The organism is Candidatus Villigracilis saccharophilus, assembly GCF_016711665.1.
The window spans coordinates 56,729-81,378 of record NZ_JADJSO010000035.1; the positions used below are offsets into that span (position 1 = coordinate 56,729).

Consider the following 24,650-nt stretch of genomic DNA (forward strand, 5'->3'; position numbering starts at 1 on the left):
TATTTTTTGAAACACTGATATTATGGGTTTTGTATCTTGTTATTGTTACCCCAGTTGTGTTGGTTTACAGAAAAATTTCCGGCCCTCAAAAGTGGGAATGGGCCGCAGGAATTTTTATCCCTATAGTTGTTTTGTTTTTAATAATCTTTATTATTTATTAGAAAATATTCAAATTGCAATGCATTGCCCGAGGATTATTGGGGCTAAGATTGCTTGAAGTTTTCCCCTTTCTCCGAAACCTACATTTTCCCCTGTCAATGCAAAGTAGAAATGTCCCCTTATCTGCAAAGTAGAAATGTCACCCTGACGAAGGGGCGTGAGAAAGGGATGGTAGACTGGTGGAACTTGTGCAGAGGATAGGGCAACGCTGGAGAGCGACCTGAGCGCTGACACGAGTGCCATAAGCTGGGCAGAGACCGCAAGGATCTGCCCTTTTTGTTTCTGCCCAGCTTTTTGGCTGGAAAGCGAAAAACTCAATCTCTGATCAGGATGAATCTGTGGCATGGGGAAGGACCACTTGAATAGGATTGCCGTTCAAAGGCTTGCCATAGGAACGCCAGGGATGATCAGAGGGCGGAGGGATCGGCACGTGAATGACATGGTTGAGGTTTTTGAATCGACCGTCTCGGCTTGATGAGGGAGCTTTTTGAAGATGGTGTAAGGAAGTGATTTATTTTTGTAGAGGATCGTGACAACTCCTTGAGCATTTTCACAGACAGTAACTTGAGCATTGCGCAGGGCATAGCCAGGGCGATCGGATTGGATCTGATAAATGATCTTGTTGAACTGGATGGTCAAGTTCTTGGAAAGCAGCCTGGTATCTTGACGGGTCAAAATGAGATCGAGATTTTCCGTTTTGAGGAGGGGGCGATGGGCATCATGGGTACTGCGCGGGGGAACGGCAAAGCGGCGATTGAAATCTTCGCGGAATTCGGAGAGATATTGATTCCCAGCTTCGATGGTGGACAGGTTACGGAGACGTAATTCCTTCACCAGGCGATCCTGCAAGGTCTGATTGGCCCGTTCCACGCCCTTTAGCCTGAGGAGAATTGGCGCAAATGATCTGGATATCCAATTCGTGCATGGCTCGTCCAAACTGCGTCATGCCCATGCCCCTGCCTTCGCCAATGGGCTGTTGAATGTTCACCCCAAAGACCCCATGCTTGTCACTGTAGAAAGCCACTGGTTTTCCAGATCGTTCAAAATATTGACGCGATGCTTCGCAGTAGGCAAAGAAGGTTTCATCATGAACAAACAAGAGTTCCAGCAACTTTCCGGTCGCATCATCGATGAAGACCAACAAGGTGCACCGCTCTCCGCGTGTTTCGAACCAGCATGATCTGACCCATCGATCTGAACCAACTCTCCAAGACAGGCCCGCCGTTCACGCATTTGATGTACTGCAGATTTCTTGGCACGTCTGGGTTTCCACAATCCCTCTGCGATCATCATCTTGCGCACACTCTCGCGCGAGAGCTGTACTTTATGAATTTCCAACAACTTTTCATGTGCCAGCGTCGGTCCAAAATCAGAATACTTCTTTTTGATCAGGTCTAAGGCCTTTTGGCTGACACCTGCTTCGATCCGATTGTTGCTAGGTTTCCCGCGCCGTTTACTGATCAATCCTTTAGCATCCTGCTTTTGATATTTCTGCCATAGTCGTTTGATCTGCCGAATACTCAGTCAAGACTGTCGCCGCCTCTTTTTGGATCAGTCGTTTGTCTTTCAATCGTTGCATGACTTCTAGTCTCGAGAGTTCTTTTGTGCTCATGGTTAGTGTTTTGTCCATTTTTGCTCCCTTCAAAAGGGGACATTTTAACTTTGCACAAAGGTGACTCTACTACTTTGCGCTAACAACCTACATTTTCCCCTTGACTTATTTCCGTTTCTGCCTATAATCGGACAAAATCACAAGCCCATGAATCCATCTTTGTTCAGCCTCTCCCTTATTGTAGTCGTCCTTGTAGTCCTTATTATTAAAGGATTATTTTCGGTTAGGATGGCTGAGGTGAGAGTAAAGTAAATCACTGAGTAAGTAGAACGAGAGCCGCCCTAACCACGGGCGGCTCTTTTTTTATATAAATTTACAAGACCTGACAGGTCTTCAAAGACCTGTCAGGTCTGAACTCAAAAGGAGCAGTATGCGTTCAGATACAGTCAAAAAAGGTTATGAGAAAGCCCCGCATCGCGCATTGTTGCGCGCCACGGGTTTGCAGGACGAGGATTTCAACAAGCCGTTCGTTGCCATTGTTAATTCTTATGTGGATGTTGTCCCCGGGCATGTGCATTTGCAGGATTTCGGCAAACTGGTAAAGGATGCTGTCCGCGCGGCGGGCGGAGTTCCGTTCGAGTTCAACACTATCGGCGTGGACGACGGCATCGCGATGGGTCACATGGGGATGAAGTACTCGCTTCCTTCGCGTGAACTGATCGCTGACTGCGTCGAGACCATGATCGAAGCGCATCGATTCGACGCGATGGTCTGCATCCCGAACTGTGACAAGATCGTGCCTGGAATGTTGCTCGCCGCGATGCGCGTCAACGTCCCGACCATCTTTGTATCCGGCGGACCGATGAAAGCGGGCGTCACTCCCGATGGTGAAACGATTGACTTGATATCAGTCTTTGAAGGCGTCGGCGCATTTTCAGCGGGGAAGATTGATGAGAAGCGCTTATCCATTTTGGAAAAATTTGCCTGTCCCTCCTGCGGTTCGTGTTCCGGCATGTTCACCGCCAACTCGATGAACTGCCTGATGGAAGTGCTCGGTCTCGCCCTGCCTTATAACGGCTCTGCCTTGGCGAAGACTCCCGAACGGGAAGCATTGGCAAAACAAGCCGCCGCGCAGATCATGACCTTGATCGAACGGGACATCAAGCCGAGAGACATTGTCACCGCCGAAGCCATTGATGATGCCTTCGCACTGGACATGGCAATGGGCGGCTCGTCGAATACAGTGCTGCACACTTTGGCATTAGCCAACGAAGCCAACGTGGACTATCCGTTGGAACGCATCAACTCCGTCGCAGACAAAGTTCCGCATATCTGCAAAGTGAGTCCTGCCGGCAAATGGCACATGGAAGATGTTCATCGCGCAGGCGGAATCCCTGCCATTTTGAACGAAGTCCAGCGGGGAACAGGCATGCTGCATTTCGACCGCATCACGGTCACAGGCAAGACTTTGGGGGAATCAATTAAAGGTGTAGAAATAAAAGATGAAGAAGTAATTCATAAATATGAAAATGCATATTCCAAGCGCGGCGGATTGTCCATTTTGTTTGGCAACCTCGCGCCCAAAGGCTCAGTCGTAAAAGTCGGCGGAGTCAGCCCAGCCATGATGCAGTTCGAAGGTCCAGCGGTCATCTTTGAATCACAGGATGATGCGATGGCTGGAATTTTGGCGGGACAGGTCAAAGCTGGCGATTGTGTTGTTGTGCGCTACGAAGGTCCCAAAGGCGGACCGGGCATGCAGGAAATGTTATCGCCCACATCCGCGATCATGGGGCAGGGACTCGGCGATAAGGTTGCGCTCATCACCGATGGCCGTTTCAGCGGCGGGACTCGCGGCGCGTGCATCGGTCACGTTTCGCCGGAAGCTGCTGCGGGTGGTCCGATTGGGGCGCTCAAAGCCGGGGACATCGTCCAAATTGATTTGGTGGCACGCAGTCTCAACGTCAAGTTGACCGACGCCGAGATTCAGAGTCGGCTTGAAGCGCTGCCTCCGTTCAAATCCACGACCACATCCAAATGGTTGAAGCGATATTCACATTTTGTAACCAGCGCAGATACAGGCGCAATATTAGAAAGTTAACTCTGGCGCCAGCTTGCTGGCATGTGGCAATGCCACACTCCAAAAAAAGGAGAGCGAATGAAAAAACAGGTGCTGAAATAATGTGGGAATGCGTGGTGCGCGAAGGCGTGGAAGTGGTCTTCGGGTATCCGGGCGGGGCGAACATGCCGATCTATGATGCGATGCTAAGTTATCCCATCCATCATGTGTTGGTGCGGCATGAGCAGGGCGGCGCGCACATGGCGGACGGATATGCGCGTGCTTCTGGCAAAGTTGGAATGGCGATGGGGACATCGGGACCCGGTGCGACGAATCTCGTCACGGGCATTGCCACGGCGATGATGGATTCTGTTCCTGTAGTATTCGTTACGGGACAGGTTGCCGCGCACCTGATCGGCGGAGATGCATTTCAAGAAGTTGACGTGACCGGCATTACTCTGCCGATCACAAAACATAATTACCTTGTGACCCGAGCCGACCAGATCGCGGAAGTTGTGCGCGAGGCATTTTACATCGCCCGCAGCGGACGTCCCGGCCCCGTGTTGATCGATATCTGCAAGAACGCGCAGGTCGAACAGTGTGAGTTTGTCTATCCCGAAACAGTTAAATTGCCCGGCTATCAGCCTGTTGCCCATGCACAGAAAGACATGCTTGACCATGCCGTGAAATTAATTGAAAAGGCACAGCGCCCAATCATCTTATGCGGACATGGCGTGCTGGCTTCCAAGGCCGAAGAAATTTTGATGAACTTTGCGGTCAAGACTCAAACGCCTGTAGCAAGCACTTTGCTTGGCCTCGGTGCTTTCCCTGCTTCGCATGATTTGAGCCTCGGCATGATGGGTATGCACGGTGAAGTCCACACCAACCTTGCAATTCAAAATTCCGATTTGATCCTTGCTTTCGGTATGCGCTTTGATGATCGCGTGACCGGCACTTTGAAAACTTATGCTCCGCGCGCGAAGAAAATTCATATCGAAATTGATCCATCCGAAGTTCATAAGAATGTGGCAGTGGATGTTCCGCTCGTGGGCGACTTGAAAACCGTCTTAACTGATCTTGTTCCGTTGGTGGATGAATATGATCATGATGAATGGTTGAAAGAGATCCGCGATTGGAAAGCCGAAGCTGACGCGCGCAGTATCATGAACTGGCCAAACGACGACAAATTGTATGTGCCTCATTTGATCGCTGATATTTGGAAGGCGACCGGCGGCAATGCGATCATGACCACGGATGTTGGTCAACATCAAATGTGGACGGCACAGTATTACGCCTTGGATAAACCGAATCGCTGGCTCACCTCTGGCGGCGCAGGCACAATGGGCTTTGGTTTGCCCTCTGCAATTGGCGCGTGGTTCGCGCATAAAGATCAGGAAATTTGGGCCATCGCCGGTGACGGTGGTTTCCAGATGACCGCCGCAGAACTCACGACTGCCGTTCAAGAAGGCGCGAACGTAAAAGTTGCTATCATGAATAACAGTTTTCTCGGCATGGTGCGTCAGTGGCAGGAGTTCTTCTTCGAGAAACGCTACTCGGCGGTCAACATGCTCTCGCCTGATTTTGTGAAACTTGCCGAAGCGCACGGCGTCCCAGCGAGACGAGTCACCAAGCGCGAAGAAATCGATGATGCGATTGCCTGGGCGCGCAGCATTAATGGACCGACAGTGCTTGAGTTCCGTGTGGAGCAGGAAGACGCAGTTTATCCGATGGTTCCTGCGGGCGCGGCATTGGATCAAATGTTACAGAGACCTGCAAAACAATAATGTCATTGCGAGGGCGCTAGCCCGAAGCAATCTCCGAGTTAAGGTTGAGATTGCTTCGTCGGGAAGAGCACCCTCCTCGCAATGACATAATGAAGAAGGAGAATCAAATGTTATACACTTTCATTGCATTAGTAGAAAACAAACCTGGCGTGTTGAACCGTGTGGCATCGTTATTCCGCCGCCGCAATTTCAATATCGAGTCATTGGCTGTTGGCCGCACCGAGAAACCTGACATCTCGCGCATGACCGTCGTGGTGGATTGTCCCAACGGGGATTATGACGCGCACAAGATCGAAGCGAATCTTTATAAACTGGTCAACGTGATCGATGTGCAGGACGTTACGCATCAACCTTCGGTGACCCGTGACCTGGCTCTGATCAAGGTCATGGTCGGCCCCGAGAAACGCGCCGAAGTCAACAGCCTCGCGGAAATCTTCCGCGCCCGCATCGTGGATGTGGCGGCTGATTCCGTGATCGTTGAGATCACCGGCACAGAGGATAAGATCGAAGGCATGATCGAACTCCTGCGTCCAACCGGTATCATCGAAATGGTGCGCACAGGTCAAGTCTCGATGACGCGCGGAGTCAACGATGGCGTCCGCCGTGTGCAGCAGGGCGCGGTTGGAAACAGATACGAGAATGAATATGAAGACATGGCGGAAATGGCGCCCGAAAAAGGATGAATGATGAATTAGGAAGGATGAATAAAAACCTTCATCCTGAGACTTTGCAACTTTAAACTGAACAAAAATAAAACTAGGAGAATAGAAATCATGGCAAAAATTAATTTTGGCGGTACGGTTGAAGATGTGGTAACTCGCGACGAATTTTCACTTGATAAGGCGCGGGAAGTATTGAAGAATGAAGTTGTGGCAGTTATTGGTTATGGCGTTCAGGGACCTGCACAGGCGATGAACATGCGCGATAACGGCATCAAGGTCATCGTAGGTCAGCGCGAAGGGACGAAGAATTGGGATAAGGCCGTTGCTGACGGCTGGGTTCCCGGAGAGACTCTCTTCAATGTTGAAGAAGCCGCAGAAAAAGGGACTGTCATTCAATACCTGCTCTCGGATGCAGGTCAGCGCTCACAGTGGCCGAAGATCGTGGAATGTCTTAACGAAGGCGACATGCTGTACTTCTCGCACGGCTTTTCGGTCACCTTCAAAGACGACACCGGTGTTGTGCCTCCCCCACACGTGGACGTGGCTCTCGTAGCGCCCAAGGGATCGGGCACAAGCGTTCGCCGTAACTTTCTGGCAGGCAGCGGAATCAATGCCAGCTATGCAGTTCATCAGGATCACACTGGCCGCGCGAATGAACGCGCCATCGCTCTGGGCATCGCCATCGGCGCGGGATATTTATTCCCGACCACATTCAAGAACGAAGTTTATAGTGACCTTACGGGTGAGCGCGGAGTTTTAATCGGCGCACTCTCTGGCGTGATGGAAGCGCAATACAACGTCCTCCGCAAGCACGGACATTCTCCCAGCGAAGCCTTCAATGAAACTGTGGAAGAACTTACTCAATCCCTGATCCGTCTCGTTGGCGAGAACGGCATGGACTTCATGTATGCCAACTGCTCCACCACCGCCCAGCGCGGCGCACTGGACTGGCATCCACGCTTCCGCGATGCGGTTGCGCCTGTGTTCGATGACTTGTATGAATCCGTTTTGAGCGGCAACGAAGCCCGCATCACCCTCGAAGCCAACAGCCGCGCGGACTATCGCGAAAAATTGGAAGAAGAACTGGCCGCTTTCCATGATTCTGAAATGTGGCAGGCTGGCGCGGCGGTACGTTCGTTACGACCTGAGAATTGGAAGAAGTAACAACTTTGGAGTGCGACAGCTTGCTGTCGCAATGCTGGAGCAAGCTCCAGCACTCCAGAAGGAGACTCGATGAATAATTATGTAAAAATTTTCGATACTACTTTAAGAGATGGCGAACAATCACCGGGCGCGACGATGACTTCAGCGGAAAAGCTGGAAGTCGCTCGTTCGCTGGCGCGCATGGGCGTGGACATTATTGAAGCGGGATTCCCCGCCGCCTCGCCGGATGATCTGGAAGCTGTCAGACGAATCGCTGTCGAAGTGGGCACCCAGCCCAAAGGTCAGCCTGATGCGAAAGTTCCTGTCATCACAGGTCTCGCGCGCGCAAATAAACCCGATATTGATAAAGCCTGGGAAGCCATCAAAGACGCGGATAAGCCGCGCATCCATACATTCCTCGCCACATCAGCGATCCACATGAAGCATAAGTTGAAGATGGATCCAGAGGAAGTAGTTCAGCGTGTTTCGGAAATGGTCGCGTACGCGCGCTCACTCTGTGCCGACGTGGAATTCAGCCCCGAAGATGCGGGCCGCTCCGACCCTGAGTTTTTGTATGTTGTATTAGGCGAAGCCATCAAGGCAGGCGCAACTACGTTGAATATTCCCGATACGGTTGGTTACACCACGCCCGATGAATATTTCAAGTTGATCGACGGCATTATCAAAAACACGCCTGGTATGCACGATGGCATCACGGTCTCTGTGCATTGTCACGATGATCTTGGCATGGCGACCGCGAACGCGCTGGCTGGAATTCAAGCAGGCGCGCGTCAGGCGGAAGTGACCATCAACGGCATCGGCGAACGCGCGGGCAATACATCGCTCGAAGAAGTGGTGATGACGCTCAAGACCCGCCACCCTGTTTTTAATCTGGAAACAGGGATCGAAACACAACAGCTTTCGCGTGTTTCAAAACTGGTCAGCAATTACACGGGCATTGTTGTTCAGCCGAACAAAGCCATTGTCGGCGCGAATGCGTTTGCGCATGAAGCGGGCATTCATCAGGATGGAATGCTGAAGCACCAAACCACGTATGAGATCATGCGCCCTGAAGATGTCGGCGTGAATCAAACCACGTTGGTGATGGGCAAACATTCGGGCCGCGCCGCGCTGCGTTCGCGTCTTGCCATCATGGGGCATTCGCTCGATGAAGCCGAACTCGATAAAGCCTTCGCACGCTTCAAGGAATTGGCCGACCGCAAAAAAGTTATCACTGATGCCGATCTCGAAGCTGTGATCGCTGATGAGTTCTATCGTCCGCGCGATGTGTTTTATCTCGAAGGCTTGCAGGTCTCATGCGGCACGCTTGGCATGCCAACGGCAACCGTCCGTTTGCGTGGACCTGACCGCGAGATCTACAACTTTGCTTCAATGGGCACTGGTCCCGTGGATGCGACTTATAAAGCCATTGATGCGATCATCAAGATGCCATGCAAGCTGCTGGAGTTCAACATCCATGCCATCACCGAAGGCATTGACGCGCTCGGCGAAGTGACTGTCCGCATTCAAAGTGACAGCAGCGGCGATACAAAAATGGATGCGCAAAGCGAACAGGAATATGCGCGCGTCTATGGCGGTCACGGCGCGGATACAGACATTATCGTCGCCAGCGCAAAGGCTTATATCAACGCACTCAACAAATTGATCATCGCCAAGACCGAAGGCACACAGCCTGTCCCTAATAATTTTGGTGTGATGCTGGGGTAGTTCACGATCAGACCTGACAGGTTTCAAAAACCTGTCAGGTCTCAGAAAAAATAAGGAGAAATTACCATGACCACTCAAAATGAAAATGCCAACTATGACTTTCAATCTTTTGATGCTCATCCTACTGCGCCAATGTACCCTGCCGGTTGGGATTTGAGCACGCTTCCTTCCACGCCGAACCCTGATTCTGCTTCCGATGCAATTGACTCCGCTGAAAGCGAATCCTAATCCGTAATCCAAAACCTCACATCGTAAATCAAAATATGCCTAAAACTCTCTTTGACAAAATTTGGGAATCGCATGTTGTCGCAGAACAACCCGAATCTCCCGCCATCCTTTACATTGACTTGCACCTCGTGCATGAAGTCACATCCCCGCAAGCCTTCACGGGCCTGCGCCAGCGCGGACTGAAAGTCCGCCGCCCTGATAAAACCCTCGCCACGATGGATCACTCCATCCCGACGACTCCGATCGAAGTTCCCATCGCAGATGCAATGGCCGCCGCTCAGATCAAGCAGATGGAAACCAATGCTGCTGAGTTCGGAATCACACTGCACGGCATGACCAGTCCGCACCGCGGCATTGTCCATGTGATCGGACCTGAACTCGGACGAACCCAGCCAGGTATGACCATTGTCTGCGGCGACAGTCACACCGCCACGCATGGCGCATTCGGCGCACTGGCTTTCGGCATCGGCACATCCGAAGTTGAGCATGTCCTCGCGACTCAATGCCTGCTTCAAAATAAACCGAAGACTTATGAAGTCCGCGTGAATGGGAAATTATCCAAAGGCGTTTCAGCCAAGGATATTATTCTTGCTCTCATTGCGAAGATCGGCGTCGGTGGGGGAACAGGGCACGTCTTTGAATTCACAGGCGAAGCTATTCGTGGATTGACAATGGAACAACGCATGACCATCTGCAACATGTCCATTGAAGGCGGCGCGCGCGCAGGCATGATCGCTCCCGATGAAGTGACCTTTGAATACCTCAAAGGCCGCGAAGCCTCCCCCAAAGGCGCGGACTGGGACAAGGCCGTTGCCTACTGGAAGACCTTGCCCAGTGACGAAGGCGCAACCTATGACAAGTCCATCACTCTCGAAGCCTCCGAACTTGAGCCGATGATCACCTATGGGACCAATCCTGGTATGGGCATGAAGATCACAGATCATGTGCCAAGCGCGGAATCATTTACCGAGCCTTCGCAAAAAGCTGCCTTTGAAAAAGCACTGGCTTACATGGGACTCGAAGCTGGTCAATCCCTGCTCGGCAAAAAAGTGGATGTGGTCTTTATCGGCTCATGCACCAACTCACGCATCTCTGATCTGCGACTGGCTGCTTCTGTACTCAAAGGCAATAAAGTTGCTGATGGATTACGTCTCATGGTTGTGCCCGGTTCGCAGGATGTCAAGAAACAAGCAGAGTTGGAAGGCTTGGATAAAGTCTTCAAGGAATCAGGCGCGGAATGGCGCGAGGCTGGATGCAGTATGTGTATCGCGATGAACGGCGATCAACTCCAACCCGGTCAATACGCGGTCTCGACCAGCAATCGCAACTTTGAAGGCCGCCAAGGCAAAGGCGGACGAACTTTCCTGGCAAGCCCTGTCACTGCGGCGGCAACAGCTATTCACGGTGTTGTCACAGCAAGAAAGAAAGGGGGGGGGGGGGGGGGGGGGGGGCGGGTAGCGAGACACGTATCGAGACCACATCTTGAAATTTCTTGTCAACTTTTCATTGCTGGTTTCGATACGCCCCTCAAAAAGCATTCGGGGCTACTCAACCAGCGGAGCAATCTTCAATCGGAAATCGGAAATCAACTATGGCTCAATTCACAACACTAACCTCCCGCGTACTCCCTCTGCCTGTCAACGACATTGACACGGACCAGATCATCCCCGCGCGCTTTCTCAAGGCGACTGATAAAAAAGGCATGGGAGACAATCTCTTCGCCGACTGGCGTTATAACGCCGACGGCTCTCCCAAAGCGGACTTTGTCCTCAACCAACCAAACTCAAAGGGCGCACAAGTTCTATTAGCCGGAGACAACTTCGGGTGCGGTTCGAGCCGCGAGCACGCTCCCTGGGCATTGACCGGTTTCGGATTCAAGGCCGTCATCTCCACATCCTTTGCAGACATCTTCCGCAATAATTCCTTGAAGAATGGTCTCATTCCCATCATCGTGGATGAAGCGACGCACAAGATGTTGTTCGATCTCATCGAAGAAGTTCCCAATGCCGAAGTCACCGTTGACCTCGCATCTCAGACTCTCATCCTGCCGAATGGCTCTGTCGAATTTCCAATTGACCCGTTCAACAAGACCTGTCTGCTCAACGGTGTGGATGAACTTGGTTATATCCTTGGCTTCGAAAAAGAGATCGCGGCTTTCGAGGAAAGAACATAATGTGTAGCCAGCAGAGAGCACAGAATTCCATGAGCAACCCCTTTTTTCAAGAGGCGCTGTGCCTCAGCGGCAAAATGGATCATATATGACAAAAATCCAAATCTACGACACAACTCTCCGCGATGGCACGCAGTCTGAAGGCTTCACGCTTTCAGCCAATGATAAAGTCCGCGTGGCTCAGCATCTTGATGAACTCGGTGTGGCCTTCATCGAAGGCGGCTGGCCTGGATCGAATCCGAAGGATGTTGAATTCTTCGAGCGCGCGCGTGACATGCAGTGGAAGAACGCGCTTATCGCGGCATTCGGCTCCACATGCCGTGTCAAAGGCGGACCCGAGGATGATGCCAACATCAAAGCCTTGCTCGATTCCAATACACCTGTTTGCACGATCTTTGGCAAGACCTGGACTCTGCACGTCAAGGAAGTTTTGCAAACCACGCCCGAAGATAATCTTCGCATCATCGAACAATCGGTTGCGTATCTCAAATCCAATAACAAGCGCGTCATCTATGATGCCGAACATTTCTTCGACGGCTACAAAACGGATTCATCTTATGCGTTGGAAACTTTGCAGGCCGCGATTCGCGGCGGAGCGGAGACGATCGTTTTATGCGATACCAACGGTGGGACATTGCCCTGGGAAGTGGAACGCATCATTCGTGACTTGAAGCTGGTTATAAAAACCCCATTTGGAATCCACACCCATAACGACGGCGAGTGTGCTGTGGTCAATGCGTTGATGGCGGTGCGTGAAGGCGCAATTCAAGTGCAGGGCACGATCAATGGCGTTGGTGAACGCTGCGGCAATGCCAATCTTGTTTCCATCATGGCTGACCTTGAACTTAAGATGGGCTATGAATGTTTGCCCAAGGGAAATATCAGCAAGCTGTATGATCTTTCGCATTTTGTTGCAGAAGTTGCCAACATCACACCCGATGAACATTTGCCTTTCGTTGGCAAATCCGCGTTCGCGCATAAGGGCGGCGTGCATGTCGCTGCCATGAGACGCAGCGCGCAGTCCTATCAACACATCGAGCCTGAACTCGTTGGAAATAAAATGCGCGTGGTAGTCTCGGACTTGTCGGGGCGCGGCAATTTGCTCAGCAAAGCCGAAGAACATGGTGTGGAAGTGGATGGCACGGAAGTTGTACCCATTCTCAATGAGATCAAGGAACTAGAAGCGCGCGGTTTCTCCTTCGAAGCAGCAGAAGCGTCGGTTGCGATCATGCTTAAACGTCAAGAGTATGGATATAAGCCGCCATTTGAACTGATTGACTTCTTCGTCAACGTCGAGCATCGTCAGGGACGCGGCATCTTCGCGGAAGCGATGGTCAAAGTCCGAGTGCAGGGTGAGGTGCTTCACACCGCCGCTGAAGGCAACGGTCCTGTCAATGCGTTGGATCTCGCGCTGCGAAAAGCGCTAAGTGGATACTATCCACGCATTATGCATTTTCATCTCTCTGATTACAAAGTCCGTATTTTGGACTCGGATCATGGAACCGAAGCCATTACCCGCGTACTGATCGACACACGCAATACCAACTCCCGTTGGAGCACAGTCGGCGCGGGCACGAACATCATCGAAGCCTCATGGCGCGCACTTGCGGATTCGGTTGAATACGGTTTGATGGTGGCGCATTATATTATGTAGGGGCGGATCGCGATCCGCCCCTACGGATTGGAAATTATTTTGAAAGCAAACATTACCCTCCTCCCCGGCGACGGCATCGGACCTGAAGTTGTAGGCGAAGCCGTGCGCGTGCTGGACTTCATTGCCAGTAAATACAACCACACTTTCGAATACAAAGAACGCCTGATGGGCGGTTGTTCGATCGATGCGTACGGTTCATCGTTAACCGATGAAACCCTTGCCGATTGCCAATCTGCGGATGCGGTTTTGCTCGGCGCAGTAGGCGGCCCGAAATGGGATGACCCAACAGCGAAAGATCGCCCCGAACGCGGATTGCTCGCGCTGCGAAAAGGTCTCGGCGTATTCGCAAATCTTCGCCCTGTGAAAGTGCATCCCGCGCTGATGGAATGGTCACCGCTCAAGCCTGAGAAATTGCAAGGCGTGGATATTCTCGTCGTGCGTGAACTCACGGGCGGACTGTACTTTGGCTGGCCCAAGGGACGCGACATCAAAGACGGCCGCGAGCGCGCTGTCGATACGCTTGAATATTATGATTACGAGATCCGCCGCGTGATGGAACTGGCATTCAATTTGGCGAAAGGCCGCAAGAAGAAAGTCACTTCTGTAGATAAGGCCAACGTGTTAGAGTCATCGCGGCTATGGCGTCAGATCGCGACCAAAGTTGGAAAAGAGAATCCTGATATCGAGCTTGAACATACGCTGGTGGATACCGCGTCCATGCGGCTGATCACTGGTCCCGCCTGGATGGATGTGATCGTCACTGAGAATATGTTCGGCGACATTCTCACGGACGAGGCGTCGGTTTTGGCAGGATCAATGGGGATGCTGCCCTCTGCCAGTTTGGGCGAATCAACTGTCGGTTTGTACGAACCGATCCACGGGTCCGCACCAGATATCGCAGGCAAGGGAATCGCAAATCCGATTGGCACGATCCTTTCATCGGCAATGTTGTTACGTCATTCATTGAAGTTGGAAGCCGAAGCCGCAGCCATCGAAAAAGCTGTCGAAGAAACGATCACCAATGGCGCACGCACTGCGGACATTGGCGGCAAGTTAACTACCCGTCAGATGGCGGATGAAATTATAAAAAGGATGTAAGGAGAAATTGTCATGGGAATGGAATCGAAATTCATTTGGATGAACGGCGAACTTTTGCCGTACGAAAAAGCGACCATGCACGTGCTTACCCCCGCCATTCATTACGGCGCGGCTGTGTTCGAAGGCATTCGCGCGTATGATACGCCGAAGGGTCCCGCAGTCTTTCGCCTGACCGATCACGCGGAACGTTTGCTTGATTCGGCGCGCGTCTTTGGCTTCCGCAATCTGCCGTGGACAACCGAAGATATTGTCAAGGCGATCAAAGATACAGTGAGAGCCAACGGATTCAAGGATTGCTATATCCGCCCGCTTTTGTATTTGGATGGCGGCGGCTGGAACTTGAACGTGGACAACGGCAAACCGTCGCTGGCGATCGCTACATGGGAATGGGGCAACTATCTCGGCGAAGAAGCGATGGCGAAAGGCATCCGCGCCAACATTTCATCCTTCACGCGTCATCACCCGAATGTGTTGATGACCAAAGCCAAGGTGTCTGGAAATTATGCAAACAGTTTCCTCGCCAAGACCGAGTCTGAACGGTTGGGATTCCAGGAAGCCATCATGCTTGATCCGCAGGGCTATGTGGCTGAATGCACTGGCGAGAATTTATTCATGGTGCGGCATGGCAAGATCATCACGCCATCCACTGCGCCTGTATTGGAAGGTGTGACACGCCACTCGATCCATACGATCGCAAAAGATCTGGGCTTCCGCATTTTGGAACAGCCTATTTCACGCGACCAGCTTTACATCGCGGATGAAGTCTTTGTATGCGGAACCGCTGCTGAATGTATCGGCTTGAGCGAAATAGATTTCCGCACCATCGGCGACGGGAAGACTGGTCCCACCACAAGAAAGATCCAAAATATCTATCATGATGCCATTCGCGGAAAACTTCCTAAGTATGAATCATGGTGCGAGTACGTGGATTAAAAAGCCTTGACCAATCTACGTCCCTCGCATAGAATAGCGCCCAATATGCAAAACTTTTGTTTCGGTACTATGATGACCATGACCACTACCTCCGGTGAATTCCGTGAGGGATTTGTGCTTGGTCAGAAGTAGCTGAACAAAGTTACTTTCAGAACACACAACGCCTCGCGGAAACGTGGGGCGTTTTTGTTTACCTCGTCAAAGGAGAAGATCATGCAAAAACAAACGCTTGTGATGAAATTCGGAGGAACATCTGTCGGTTCGGCGGATGCGCTCGTCAAGGCTGCTCAGATCGTGAAGGATGCGCGCGCGGAATATCCGCGGGTGGTGGTGATCACTTCCGCGATGTCGGGAGTCACCAACCTTCTGCTGGATTCCGCTGCGCTCGCTTCACAAGGAAAAGTTGATTCGCTTCCGAGCGCAGAGTCCACGCTGAGAGAGAAACACTTCGCCGCCGCAGATGCGCTGATCAAGAATGAGCACCTCCGCGAAGTAACCAAAGCAGAGATCAATGTACTGATCTTCTCGCTCGTGGACTTATGCAAAGCGATCGCGATTCTCGGGGAAGCCAGTCCGCGCGCAATGGATGCAGTGGCCTCCATCGGCGAGAGAATGTGTGTCCGATTGTTGGGCGCAGTACTCGAAGACGCGGGCATCAATGCAAAGGCAATCGAGTCGACTGAGTTCGTGGTCACCAACGCGCACTTTCAACACGCGCACCCGGACTTCAAAGCCACGACCGAAAAGACAAGGCAATTATTGAACCCACTTATGGATGCGGGCGTTGTTCCAGTCACCACTGGCTTCATCGGTGCTACACCTGAGGGTGTGATCACAACCCTCGGGCGCGGCGGCAGTGATTATTCCGCGGCTGTTATTGGCTCCGTCCTCCCCGCGGATGATGTCTGGATCTGGACAGATGTGGACGGCGTCATGACGACCGATCCGCGCATTGTGAAGGATGCGGTCACACTGCCTGAGATCACATACAGCGAAATTGCGGAACTGGCATATTATGGCGCGAAAGTGTTGCACCCCAAAACGATCCGCCCCGTTGTGGACGCTGGCATTGGACTCCGCATCTGCAACACATTCAATCCATCGCATCCTGGTACGCGGTTAATAGCAAATGCGCCTTCTGATTCAAAAGCCCGCAACGGTCAGGTTGTCAAAGCTGTGACCGCCATCCGCAACCAAAGGCTGGTGACGATCGAAGGGCGTGGTATGCTGGGCGTACCTGGTGTGGCGGCGCGCGCGTTTGGCGCGGTAGCGTCCACAAAAACCAGCGTGCCGCTAATTACACAGGCCTCATCAGAACAGTCCATTTGTTTTGCAGTGCCATCCGAATCCGCCGCATCCGTGCTCAATGCTTTGCAGGCTGTCTTTGCCAGTGAGATCGAAGATGAAGATATTGACCGCGTCTGGATGACGGAAGATGTTTCGATCATCACAGTGGTCGGTGTGGGAATGCGGCACACGCCCGGTGTTGCTGGACAGGTCTTTACTCAGCTCGGCAATAACAAAGCGAATGTTTTAGCAATCGCGCAGGGTTCATCGGAAGTATCCATCAGTATGGTCGTCGCCGCTACAGATACTGAGCTGGCGGTACGGTCATTGCATGAGTTGATCGTGAAATAACCCGTAGGGGGGGGCCGCCCCTACCAACGAAATCCATAATTTAAGGAGAAATATTATGTCTCAAATCCCCGTAGCAGTTCTCGGCGCGACAGGCTCTGTCGGCCAACGTTTTATTTCGTTGTTAGATAATCATCCCTGGTTCAAAGTGGTTGCATTGGCAGCATCTGACCGTTCCGTTGGGCAGCCGTATTCCAAAGCCGCGCGCTGGGTGTTGGATGACCCAATGCCTGCATATGCGCGGGATATGATCGTTGTGCCAGCATCCACAGATGCGGTGCAGGCGAGAATTGTTTTCTCAGCTTTACACACGGAAATCGCGAATGAGCTCGAACCTGCCTTCGCAAAAGCAGGCGCGGCGGTCTGTTCGAACGCATCTTCTTATCGGCGCGGAGAGGATGTGCCGTTGCTATTACCCGAGATCAACGCGGAGCATATTCAACTGGTGAAGCAACAGCGCAAGAATCACGGTTGGAGCGGATGCATTGTCACGAACCCCAACTGCACAAGCACAGGACTCACGATCGCACTCAAAGCATTGGATGAGGCCTTCGGTGTGAAGAAAGTATTCATGGTCTCCTTGCAGGCGCTTTCGGGCGCGGGCTACCCTGGCGTGCCATCGCTCGACATCATGGATAATGTCATCCCCAACGTGGGCAATGGCGGCGAGGAAGAAAAAGTGGAATGGGAGCCGCGCAAGATGTTGGGCAAATTCAACGAAAGCAAAATTGATATGGCAGACATCCAATTCAGCGCGCACACCAATCGCGTGGCAGTGATCGATGGTCACACCGTCTGTGCAAGTGTGGCTTTGGACAAGCCCGTTGAACCTGAAGTTGCAATTCAGGCATTGCGCGATTACGCTGCAAAACCGTCAGCGCAGAATCTGCCTTCGACGCCCAAACCAGTGATCGAGGTTAAGGATGAGGCGGACCGTCCCCAGCCAAGACTCGACCGATTAACAGGTAAAGGCATGACGACAGTAGTCGGCCGCGTGAGGCGTGATCCAATCCTCGATCTTAAATTCGTTGTGCTTTCGCATAACACGATCCGCGGCGCAGCAGGCGCATCCATATACAATGCAGAGTTGCTTGTGAACGAAAATCTTTTATAATCAATTCAGACTAAAATTGTCCAAACCCTTGACACAATCATAAGCCGCATGATATAAACCGCGAAATTAAATATTCGCTCTTATCCAGAGAAGCTGAGGGACCGACCCTTTGAAGCTTCGGCAACCAAACCATTTTATGAGTTATGGTGCCAAATTCGGCAAATAGGAATGACACAAGTCATTCGTATCTGGAAGATGAGAGGACGGTATAGACGTATACCTCTTCTTGTACTTTCAGAAGAGGTTATTTTTTTCCCCTAACGGGGATAATAATAACTCTTCTGAAGGGCGGGTAAACATTATTCAAGAGGAGAAAACTTAATATGTCCACAATCAAAGATCGCAAGTTAGGTTTCGCCACCCGCCAGTTACACGCGGGCTATTCACCAGATGCCACCACTGGCAGCCGCGCCGTGCCGTTGTATCAAACAACGAGCTATCAGTTCAAGAACACCGAACACGCCGCGAATTTGTTCGCGCTCAAAGAGCTGGGAAATATTTACACCCGCTTGATGAACCCGACCACCGATGTGCTTGAACAGCGCATTGCAGCACTCGAAGGCGGCGTTGCCGCTCTGGCTGCAAGCTCTGGGCATGCCGCGCAGGCACAGGCAATTTTCACGTTGTGCAGCGCAGGCGACCATATCGTTTCGTCATCCCGTTTGTATGGCGGCACGTACAACCAGTTCGCCTACACCCTGCCCAAGCTGGGGATCAATGTCACTTTTGTTGACCCAAGCGACCCGAAGAATTTTGAAGCGGCCATTCAGCCGAACACGAAAATTATTTACGGTGAGACTCTCGGCAACCCCGATATCTCCGTCTTCCCGTTTGAAGAAGTATCCGAGATCGCGAACAAGCACAAACTGATCCTGTTCATCGATAACACCTTTGCCACGCCGTATCTTTTCCGCCCGTTTGAATGGGGCGCGCACGTCATCACCCACTCGACCACCAAGTTCATCACAGGCAACGGCACATCCATCGGCGGCATCATCGTGGACGGCGGCAACTACGATTGGAGCAACGGCAAGTTCGAGAATTTCAACACGCCCGATCCTTCGTATCACGGCCTCGTGTATTCCTCCATCGCCGCCGCGGGACTTCCCCCGTTTGCGATCAAAGCGCGCGTACAAGTTCTGCGCGACCTCGGGGCCTGCCAATCTCCCTTCAATGCATGGCAGACCCTGCTCGGACTCGAAACCCTCAACCTGCGCATTGACCGTCACGTACAGAACGCGCAAGCCGTTGCCGAATATCTTGAGGCTCATCCCAAAGTCAGCTGGGTCAAATACCCTGGCCTCAAGAGCCACCCCGATTACGCTCGCGCCAAGAAGTATCTTCCCAAGGGCGCAGGCGCGATCCTTGGCTTCGGTATCAAGGGCGGCGCGGAAGCTGGCAGAAAGTTCATCGAAAGCCTGCAACTGTTCAGCCACCTCGCCAACGTCGGTGATGCGCGCAGCCTCGCCATTCACCCTGCCACCACCACGCACAGCCAGCTCAGCGAAGAACAGCAAGTCTCCGCTGGCGTCAGCCCCGATTTCATCCGCTTGAGCATTGGTCTCGAAGACTTCGAAGACATCAAGTGGGATCTGGATCAGGCGCTTAACGCGTAGATCGAGAAGTCAGAATGCAGAATGCAGAATGCGGAATAAAAATTCTGCATTCTGCATTTCATCCTTCATATCCATTCATCATTTCAAACCTCATGCCCGTAAAAATTCCTTCCACCCTTCCCGCTCGAACCACTCTTGAAAAAGAGAATATCTTCATCATGGATGAAGATCGTGCCGCGCATCAGGACATCCGCGCCCTGCGTGTGGCGATCTTAAATCTCATGCCGACCAAGATCGCGACCGAAACGCAGATATTGCGATTGCTTTCCAACTCTGCGCTGCAAGTGGAAATCACATTGATCCATACCGCGACTCATGAATCCAAGAACACGGATGCCGATCATTTGCTGGAGCATTATGTCACATTCGATGAGATCAAAAATGAAAAGTTCGATGGTCTTATTATTACAGGCGCGCCCATCGAGCAAATGCCTTTTGAAGAAGTGGATTATTGGAATGAACTGACCCAGATCCTGGATTGGGCAGAGACAAATGTTGAATCAAATTTCTATATATGCTGGGGAGCGCAAGCCGCGCTGTATCACAAATATGGCATCCCCAAATATGACCTGCCCCACAAGATGTTCGGCGTCTATGAGCATCGCATCCTTTCCTCGACCGAGAACCTGCTGCGTGGATTCGATGACATTTTCCTCGCCCCGCACTCCCGCCACACTGAGATCCGCCGCGAAGATATTGAGAAAATAAATCAATTACAGATCCTCGCGGAATCAGATGAAGCGGGCGTGTACATCGTCGGCACACAAGACGGGCGTCACCTCTTCATCACTGGTCACTCTGAATATGATCCGCTCACGCTCAAGGCCGAATATGACCGTGATATAAACAAGGGACTTCCCATTCACGTCCCGCAAAATTATTATCCCAAAAATGATCCCACCCAGCCGCCCAATGTCCGCTGGCGCGGGCACGCGAATCTACTCTATTCAAACTGGTTGAATTATTATGTATACCAAACCACGCCTTATGACCCGAATGAAATTCCAAAATAGAAATCGTATATAAGAAAGCATAATCAACAAGAGTCTTTTAGTGACATTTTTATTCAATTTTGGTTCTGACTAGACTTTTAAAAGATACAGGTCGCAGTTTAACTGCGACCTGTATCTTAATGATAAGGGTGTTATTTTCCAGTAATGATTCGTTCACCTTCGTAAAGTTTGATCGCAACATAAGTAACGGCTGCCGAAAGAACAATGGTCAGTACAGCCGACACAAGGATGTTCACTCCAGAGATCGGTTCGGAACGCAGGAACTGGTTGATCAAAATCTGCTGACCAAATGTCGGGATAAGCATTGTCCACAGTTCAGGTTTGACCGGTAAAAACGCCAGCGCCAAGCCCGGCAGGGAGGGAATCAAACCGATGAACGGCAGGTATGTCCCGGCTTCCTTGGTGGTTTTTGCAAAAGACGCGATCAAAGTCTGGATGGCACACGCAAGGAAAACAATCGGCAGACAGATCAGAAATACAGCTAGTAGCGCACTAATATCAAATCCAATTTGAACGCCAAGCAATTCCTCCATGGGCAGAATGCGGAATATGGTGGCAAACCCGACGAGCGTAATGATCAGGTTGAATGTGGCGAACGGCATGGCGGAAAGCATCTTGCCAATGGCGATCCAACCGCGCGGTAATGGATTGATCAACAACGGTTCAAGAGAGCCGCGTTCCCGCTCCCCTGCTGTGGCGTCGGTAATGACCGGCGATGCGCCATTGAAGATCGCAAAGATGATAAAGTATGGCAGCATGGAAAGAAAGATCAACGCCTGACTTTGCGGCGTGGCTGTGTCCACTTCCTCAACCTGCACCGCACGCATTACCTCCGGGCTAACGCCGCGCAAACTCAATCGTAGTAATCCGATGTAATCACCATACCCTTCGAGCAGGTTCTGTGCGCGATTAATATCCACCATTGCAGACTGGCGCGTACTGTCAAAGACAAGCTGAACTTTGGCCGTTTCACCTGCAGAAAACTCCTCGCTGTAATTTTCGGGAATGATCAATGCCACATTGATATCCCCGGCGATCACCGCCGCTTCAGGGTCAGCAGGAGCGGCCTCAAAAATAACATCCTGCTGTTCCAGAAAAGCGATCAGGTTGGGAGCATTCTCCGCGCCCAATACCGGCAGGATCAATGATTCATCCACTTTTTCGCGAATGGAATTACCAAGCAGCATGATCATTCCGCCGAGAAGCAAGGGACCAAAGAGAGCCCAAAATACACCCGTCACCCAGCTGCGATAATCACGCAGGTTGTCGAGCATTTCTTTTTGGAAAATAACCAAAATCTTTTTCATTATTCCAATCCCTCTTCTGAACCGATCACAGCCACAAATGCATCTTCAAGGTTTTCTTTTCCTGTTTGCTTTCGCAGATCATCGGGGCTGCCATTGGCGGATACTTCGCCATGCGAAATGATCACGATCTGATCGCACAGTGCGGCAACTTCCTGCATGATGTGGCTGGTAAAGAGCACACACTTGCCCTCCTCCCGCAGACGCAAAACAAATTGACGCATCGCGCGCGTACTCATCACATCCAGCCCGTTTGTAGGCTCATCCAGCAAAACATTTTGCGGATCATGCACCAGAGTGCGGGCGATGGCGACCTTGAGCTTTTCGCCGGTGGAAAAACCTTCGGTCTTGCGGTCGGCAATGGACTGCATGTCGAGCAGCAGCATGAGCGAGTTGATCTTATTTTCAAGCGCTTCGCCAGTCAGGCCATGCAACCGCCCATAGTAACGGATATTCTCGCGGCTCGTCAGGCGCGAATACAAACCACGCGCATCCGCCAGCACACCGATCCGACGCTGAACATCAATCGCAGAATGACGTACATCGAAGCCATCCACCTGCGCTGATCCGCTTTCTGGTTTGAGCAGCGTGTAAAGCATCCTCAGAATTGTGCTTTTGCCTGCCCCATTGGGACCAAGCAAGCCAGTGATCTGTCCATCTGGCGCGGAAAAGGAAACATTTTGAACAGCTTTCACTTTCCCAAAAGATTTTGAAAGACCTTGTACTTGTATCATAATGGCTACCTTGAGTTTTTATAGAAAATCTTTTGCCACAGATTTTAGTTCTCTCTGTGGCTAAGGTTTTTACGGGCGCGGTCCGCTGAAATCGACAAAGAACGGCGGCGGCTGGATATTTGCAACACAGGCAGTGTCCAGCCCGTCAATCGATGCGCTCTCAATAAAGATTTTGAATAGATTCGTACTGCAGCGGCTTGAAAGATTGCCATGCCCCATGCCTGAAAAGATCAAGTGGATATCGTTCGTGAGGCTCTCGGAAATTTCTTCCGCATGCCAGGGCGGAGTGATGGGGTCCGCTTCACCGGAGAGGATCAGCACAGGAACATCCGATATGATCGGATCACGGAATTCAGGCGAAACCTTCCCTTTTGGCCATTCTGCACAAACTGCCGCAAAATCAACTGTGCGATCGCCAAAGACACTTTGCTCTCCGCGTTTGACAGCCTCAGAAGCAGAAATTAACGGAGCATCTTCGGTGCAAGTGACAGCGTAGAACATGCCATCGTATAAACCAGCGTTCACAAGAAAGGCCTGTGAGATCAGCGGAACGTAATTTTCCTCTGCATACGCCGCATGAATGGATAACGGCAGCGTGGCAACAAAGTCCGGCACATAGAGTGTGTTGAAAACCATGTTCGTGATCATTTCAGGAGTCACGGTCAGGTCAAGCGGATTGTTGGTCAGTGGATGCAAAATGGTAATCTCCGCTGGAGATTCTGCCAAACGAGCAAGTAACCCATCGAATTCAGTTTGCAATTTAGGGAATGTCATTTTACAGGCTTCATCCGCTTCACAGCGTGCGAAGAATTTTTCCAGCGCGGCCTGCCCATCCTCCGCAGCGTCCATGAACATGACAAAGTCTGAATCCACTACTGCATCCAGCGTGACGGTACGGACGTGTTCAGGGAACATGCGCAGGTATGTCAACGCAGCGCGGGTTCCATATGACGCGCCATAAATGTTAATGGTTTCATATCCCAAAGCAGAGCGGACTTCATCCAGATCGGTCATGGCGATTTCAGTGGTGTAAAAACGAAGATCAGCATCCAGTGTTTCCGGACAGGATTTCAGCTTCGCGAGCACCTGCTCATCGGTCAACGCATCGTCTTCTGGAGCAAGGCACCGTAACGGATTCGATCCCCCTGTTCCGCGTTGATCAACCAGCACGATATCGCGATCTTCATGAATTTGGAACAGCAGCGAAATCATTGCTGGAAAGGCTTCAATCGCCGATTGACCGGGACCGCCAGCCAGCAGAAAAAGCGCATCAAGTTCGGGGTTGCGTTTGATCGCAGGGATGACCGCCACATTCAATTCGATCTGTCGGCCATCGGGATTTGCACGGTCTTCTGGAACAGTATATGTACCGCAGCGCGCATCCACTTGATTGCCAGCGGGCGAGGTCAGAGCACAATCTTCCAGCGCAATAGAACTATCAGAAACAGCAGACAGGTTTCGGGGCGAACAGGAAGAGAGAAACATCAGAAGTAAAAGGGAGGTGTAGTAGATTCGTCTCATAGTATTTTTTTCGATTCATCCTATTAATTCTAATTGATATATTTGTTCAACCACTCTCTTTCGGCAATTGCGCCGCCAATATCAAATGTGTGATTGGTATGTTTCAGGGCCTCATTGGCTTTTTCGCGAGCCTCCAAAACATGCCCCTCGGCAAAGAGTACAGCGGATTCAGCGCGGAGGATGGATTGTTTCTCCGCCAGCGCCCCAGCACTCTTTTGTAAATACTGCCGCGCAGACTGGGCATCAGCACGAAGCGCTGCCAGAAAAAAAGCATACTCCAGATACAGTGCCTGTTTTAATCCTTCGGGGATTTGCTTTTCAGCGACAAGAGTATTTTGAAGGGACTGCCAGGCTTGCTCAATATCGCCGCGATCAAGGTGATAATAATAAGCTATAAGATGTACGGATGCATCCATCATTGGGTTGCTTTTTATGGACAATAAACGCTGGATGATTTCAGGAGAATAATCACGCGGACGAACCCCCTTCATTGACTCGGCTTGCAAAACCACGAACAACGTGCGCTGCTCAACATCCAACCCGCCG

The 24,650-nt window shown here is 51.5% G+C and carries 22 protein-coding genes and 1 riboswitch; of the genes, 15 read left to right on the top strand and 7 right to left on the bottom strand.

Translation table 11 applies throughout. The features are described 5' to 3' along the window. Positions 1-534 precede the first annotated feature (534 nt). The 3 genes from IPL17_RS12275 to IPL17_RS12285 all read right to left on the bottom strand — a co-directional run bounded on the left by IPL17_RS12275 (position 535) and on the right by IPL17_RS12285 (position 1,789). Positions 535-1,029, bottom strand: coding sequence for a hypothetical protein (locus IPL17_RS12275; protein ID WP_345307380.1), 495 nt, complete (start codon positions 1,027-1,029; stop codon positions 535-537). Next, positions 971-1,303 carry a hypothetical protein gene (locus IPL17_RS12280; RefSeq protein WP_345307381.1) on the bottom strand — a complete coding sequence of 111 codons (333 nt, stop codon included), beginning with the start codon at positions 1,301-1,303 and terminating at the stop codon, positions 971-973. Before IPL17_RS12280 ends, IPL17_RS12275 begins: the two co-directional genes overlap by 59 nt. Positions 1,304-1,627: 324 nt before the next feature. Continuing rightward, positions 1,628-1,789: a hypothetical protein gene (locus tag IPL17_RS12285; protein WP_345307382.1), complete on the bottom strand. Its 162-nt coding sequence runs from the start codon at positions 1,787-1,789 to the stop codon at positions 1,628-1,630. A gap of 352 nt (positions 1,790-2,141) precedes the next feature. Here IPL17_RS12285 and ilvD point away from each other — a divergent pair, with 352 nt between their 5' ends. From ilvD to metA, 15 genes are all read left to right on the top strand, one after another. After that, positions 2,142-3,809, top strand: coding sequence for a dihydroxy-acid dehydratase (ilvD, locus tag IPL17_RS12290; RefSeq protein ID WP_345307383.1), 1,668 nt, complete (start codon positions 2,142-2,144; stop codon positions 3,807-3,809). A gap of 29 nt (positions 3,810-3,838) precedes the next feature. Further along, on the top strand, positions 3,839-5,551 hold the full coding sequence (gene ilvB, locus IPL17_RS12295; protein WP_345307384.1) for a biosynthetic-type acetolactate synthase large subunit: 1,713 nt from the start codon (positions 3,839-3,841) through the stop codon (positions 5,549-5,551). Positions 5,552-5,658: 107 nt separating this feature from the next. Next, entirely contained in the window at positions 5,659-6,234 is a 576-nt protein-coding gene (gene ilvN / locus IPL17_RS12300) for an acetolactate synthase small subunit (protein WP_345307385.1), read from the top strand. Between the two features lie 90 nt (positions 6,235-6,324). After that, a complete protein-coding gene (ilvC, locus tag IPL17_RS12305; protein ID WP_345307386.1) occupies positions 6,325-7,377 on the top strand; it encodes a ketol-acid reductoisomerase in 1,053 nt (350 codons plus the stop codon). A 69-nt stretch (positions 7,378-7,446) separates the two neighbouring features. Continuing rightward, positions 7,447-9,084, top strand: coding sequence for a 2-isopropylmalate synthase (locus tag IPL17_RS12310; protein WP_345307387.1), 1,638 nt, complete (start codon positions 7,447-7,449; stop codon positions 9,082-9,084). A gap of 66 nt (positions 9,085-9,150) precedes the next feature. Further along, positions 9,151-9,312: a hypothetical protein gene (locus IPL17_RS12315; RefSeq protein ID WP_345307388.1), complete on the top strand. Its 162-nt coding sequence runs from the start codon at positions 9,151-9,153 to the stop codon at positions 9,310-9,312. A gap of 35 nt (positions 9,313-9,347) precedes the next feature. Further along, entirely contained in the window at positions 9,348-10,925 is a 1,578-nt protein-coding gene (gene leuC / locus IPL17_RS12320) for a 3-isopropylmalate dehydratase large subunit (RefSeq protein WP_345307389.1), read from the top strand. Next, a complete protein-coding gene (leuD, locus tag IPL17_RS12325; RefSeq protein WP_345307390.1) occupies positions 10,904-11,485 on the top strand; it encodes a 3-isopropylmalate dehydratase small subunit in 582 nt (193 codons plus the stop codon). Before leuC ends, leuD begins: the two co-directional genes overlap by 22 nt. Before the next feature lie 85 nt (positions 11,486-11,570). Further along, positions 11,571-13,136 carry a citramalate synthase gene (gene cimA / locus IPL17_RS12330; protein ID WP_345307391.1) on the top strand — a complete coding sequence of 522 codons (1,566 nt, stop codon included), beginning with the start codon at positions 11,571-11,573 and terminating at the stop codon, positions 13,134-13,136. Between the two features lie 39 nt (positions 13,137-13,175). Further along, positions 13,176-14,234: a 3-isopropylmalate dehydrogenase gene (leuB, locus tag IPL17_RS12335; protein WP_345307392.1), complete on the top strand. Its 1,059-nt coding sequence runs from the start codon at positions 13,176-13,178 to the stop codon at positions 14,232-14,234. Positions 14,235-14,252: 18 nt separating this feature from the next. Continuing rightward, a complete protein-coding gene (locus IPL17_RS12340) occupies positions 14,253-15,167 on the top strand; it encodes a branched-chain amino acid transaminase (protein WP_345307393.1) in 915 nt (304 codons plus the stop codon). A gap of 213 nt (positions 15,168-15,380) precedes the next feature. After that, positions 15,381-16,805, top strand: a complete 1,425-nt coding sequence (locus tag IPL17_RS12345; RefSeq protein ID WP_345307394.1) for an aspartate kinase — start codon at positions 15,381-15,383, stop codon at positions 16,803-16,805. Positions 16,806-16,860: 55 nt separating this feature from the next. Then, complete coding sequence (asd, locus tag IPL17_RS12350) at positions 16,861-17,916, top strand: aspartate-semialdehyde dehydrogenase (RefSeq protein WP_345307395.1); 1,056 nt, start codon at positions 16,861-16,863, stop codon at positions 17,914-17,916. Positions 17,917-17,993: 77 nt separating this feature from the next. After that, positions 17,994-18,118: riboswitch (SAM riboswitch) on the top strand. Positions 18,119-18,239: 121 nt separating this feature from the next. Further along, positions 18,240-19,532 carry an O-acetylhomoserine aminocarboxypropyltransferase/cysteine synthase family protein gene (locus tag IPL17_RS12355; RefSeq protein WP_345307396.1) on the top strand — a complete coding sequence of 431 codons (1,293 nt, stop codon included), beginning with the start codon at positions 18,240-18,242 and terminating at the stop codon, positions 19,530-19,532. A 92-nt stretch (positions 19,533-19,624) separates the two neighbouring features. Next, positions 19,625-20,545 carry a homoserine O-succinyltransferase gene (gene metA / locus IPL17_RS12360; RefSeq protein WP_345307403.1) on the top strand — a complete coding sequence of 307 codons (921 nt, stop codon included), beginning with the start codon at positions 19,625-19,627 and terminating at the stop codon, positions 20,543-20,545. A gap of 131 nt (positions 20,546-20,676) precedes the next feature. Here the strand turns inward: metA and IPL17_RS12365 are convergent, their stop codons facing one another. From IPL17_RS12365 to IPL17_RS12380, 4 genes are all read right to left on the bottom strand, one after another. Continuing rightward, positions 20,677-21,852: an ABC transporter permease gene (locus IPL17_RS12365; protein ID WP_345307397.1), complete on the bottom strand. Its 1,176-nt coding sequence runs from the start codon at positions 21,850-21,852 to the stop codon at positions 20,677-20,679. Beyond that, a complete protein-coding gene (locus IPL17_RS12370; RefSeq protein ID WP_345307398.1) occupies positions 21,852-22,583 on the bottom strand; it encodes an ATP-binding cassette domain-containing protein in 732 nt (243 codons plus the stop codon). Before IPL17_RS12370 ends, IPL17_RS12365 begins: the two co-directional genes overlap by 1 nt. Positions 22,584-22,652: 69 nt before the next feature. Further along, positions 22,653-24,104, bottom strand: coding sequence for an alpha/beta fold hydrolase (locus IPL17_RS12375; RefSeq protein ID WP_345307399.1), 1,452 nt, complete (start codon positions 24,102-24,104; stop codon positions 22,653-22,655). A 29-nt stretch (positions 24,105-24,133) separates the two neighbouring features. Further along, on the bottom strand, positions 24,134-24,650 hold a 517-nt coding region (locus IPL17_RS12380; protein WP_345307400.1), incomplete at its 5' end, for a hypothetical protein.

Bases quoted from the DNA above. Each gene is read 5' to 3' on its own strand.
- ilvN (WP_345307385.1), top strand. From the start codon at position 5,659: ATGTTATACACTTTCATTGCATTAGTAGAAAACAAACCTGGCGTGTTG.
- ilvC (WP_345307386.1), top strand. From the start codon at position 6,325: ATGGCAAAAATTAATTTTGGCGGTACGGTTGAAGATGTGGTAACTCGC.
- IPL17_RS12310 (WP_345307387.1), top strand. From the start codon at position 7,447: ATGAATAATTATGTAAAAATTTTCGATACTACTTTAAGAGATGGCGAA.
- ilvD (WP_345307383.1), top strand. From the start codon at position 2,142: ATGCGTTCAGATACAGTCAAAAAAGGTTATGAGAAAGCCCCGCATCGC.
- IPL17_RS12345 (WP_345307394.1), top strand. From the start codon at position 15,381: ATGCAAAAACAAACGCTTGTGATGAAATTCGGAGGAACATCTGTCGGT.
- IPL17_RS12370 (WP_345307398.1), bottom strand. From the start codon at position 22,583: ATGATACAAGTACAAGGTCTTTCAAAATCTTTTGGGAAAGTGAAAGCT.
- IPL17_RS12315 (WP_345307388.1), top strand. From the start codon at position 9,151: ATGACCACTCAAAATGAAAATGCCAACTATGACTTTCAATCTTTTGAT.
- leuC (WP_345307389.1), top strand. From the start codon at position 9,348: ATGCCTAAAACTCTCTTTGACAAAATTTGGGAATCGCATGTTGTCGCA.
- IPL17_RS12355 (WP_345307396.1), top strand. From the start codon at position 18,240: ATGTCCACAATCAAAGATCGCAAGTTAGGTTTCGCCACCCGCCAGTTA.
- metA (WP_345307403.1), top strand. From the start codon at position 19,625: ATGCCCGTAAAAATTCCTTCCACCCTTCCCGCTCGAACCACTCTTGAA.
- IPL17_RS12285 (WP_345307382.1), bottom strand. From the start codon at position 1,789: ATGGACAAAACACTAACCATGAGCACAAAAGAACTCTCGAGACTAGAA.
- leuD (WP_345307390.1), top strand. From the start codon at position 10,904: ATGGCTCAATTCACAACACTAACCTCCCGCGTACTCCCTCTGCCTGTC.
- asd (WP_345307395.1), top strand. From the start codon at position 16,861: ATGTCTCAAATCCCCGTAGCAGTTCTCGGCGCGACAGGCTCTGTCGGC.
- IPL17_RS12365 (WP_345307397.1), bottom strand. From the start codon at position 21,852: ATGAAAAAGATTTTGGTTATTTTCCAAAAAGAAATGCTCGACAACCTG.
- ilvB (WP_345307384.1), top strand. From the start codon at position 3,839: ATGCCACACTCCAAAAAAAGGAGAGCGAATGAAAAAACAGGTGCTGAA.
- IPL17_RS12340 (WP_345307393.1), top strand. From the start codon at position 14,253: ATGGAATCGAAATTCATTTGGATGAACGGCGAACTTTTGCCGTACGAA.
- cimA (WP_345307391.1), top strand. From the start codon at position 11,571: ATGACAAAAATCCAAATCTACGACACAACTCTCCGCGATGGCACGCAG.
- IPL17_RS12375 (WP_345307399.1), bottom strand. From the start codon at position 24,104: ATGAGACGAATCTACTACACCTCCCTTTTACTTCTGATGTTTCTCTCT.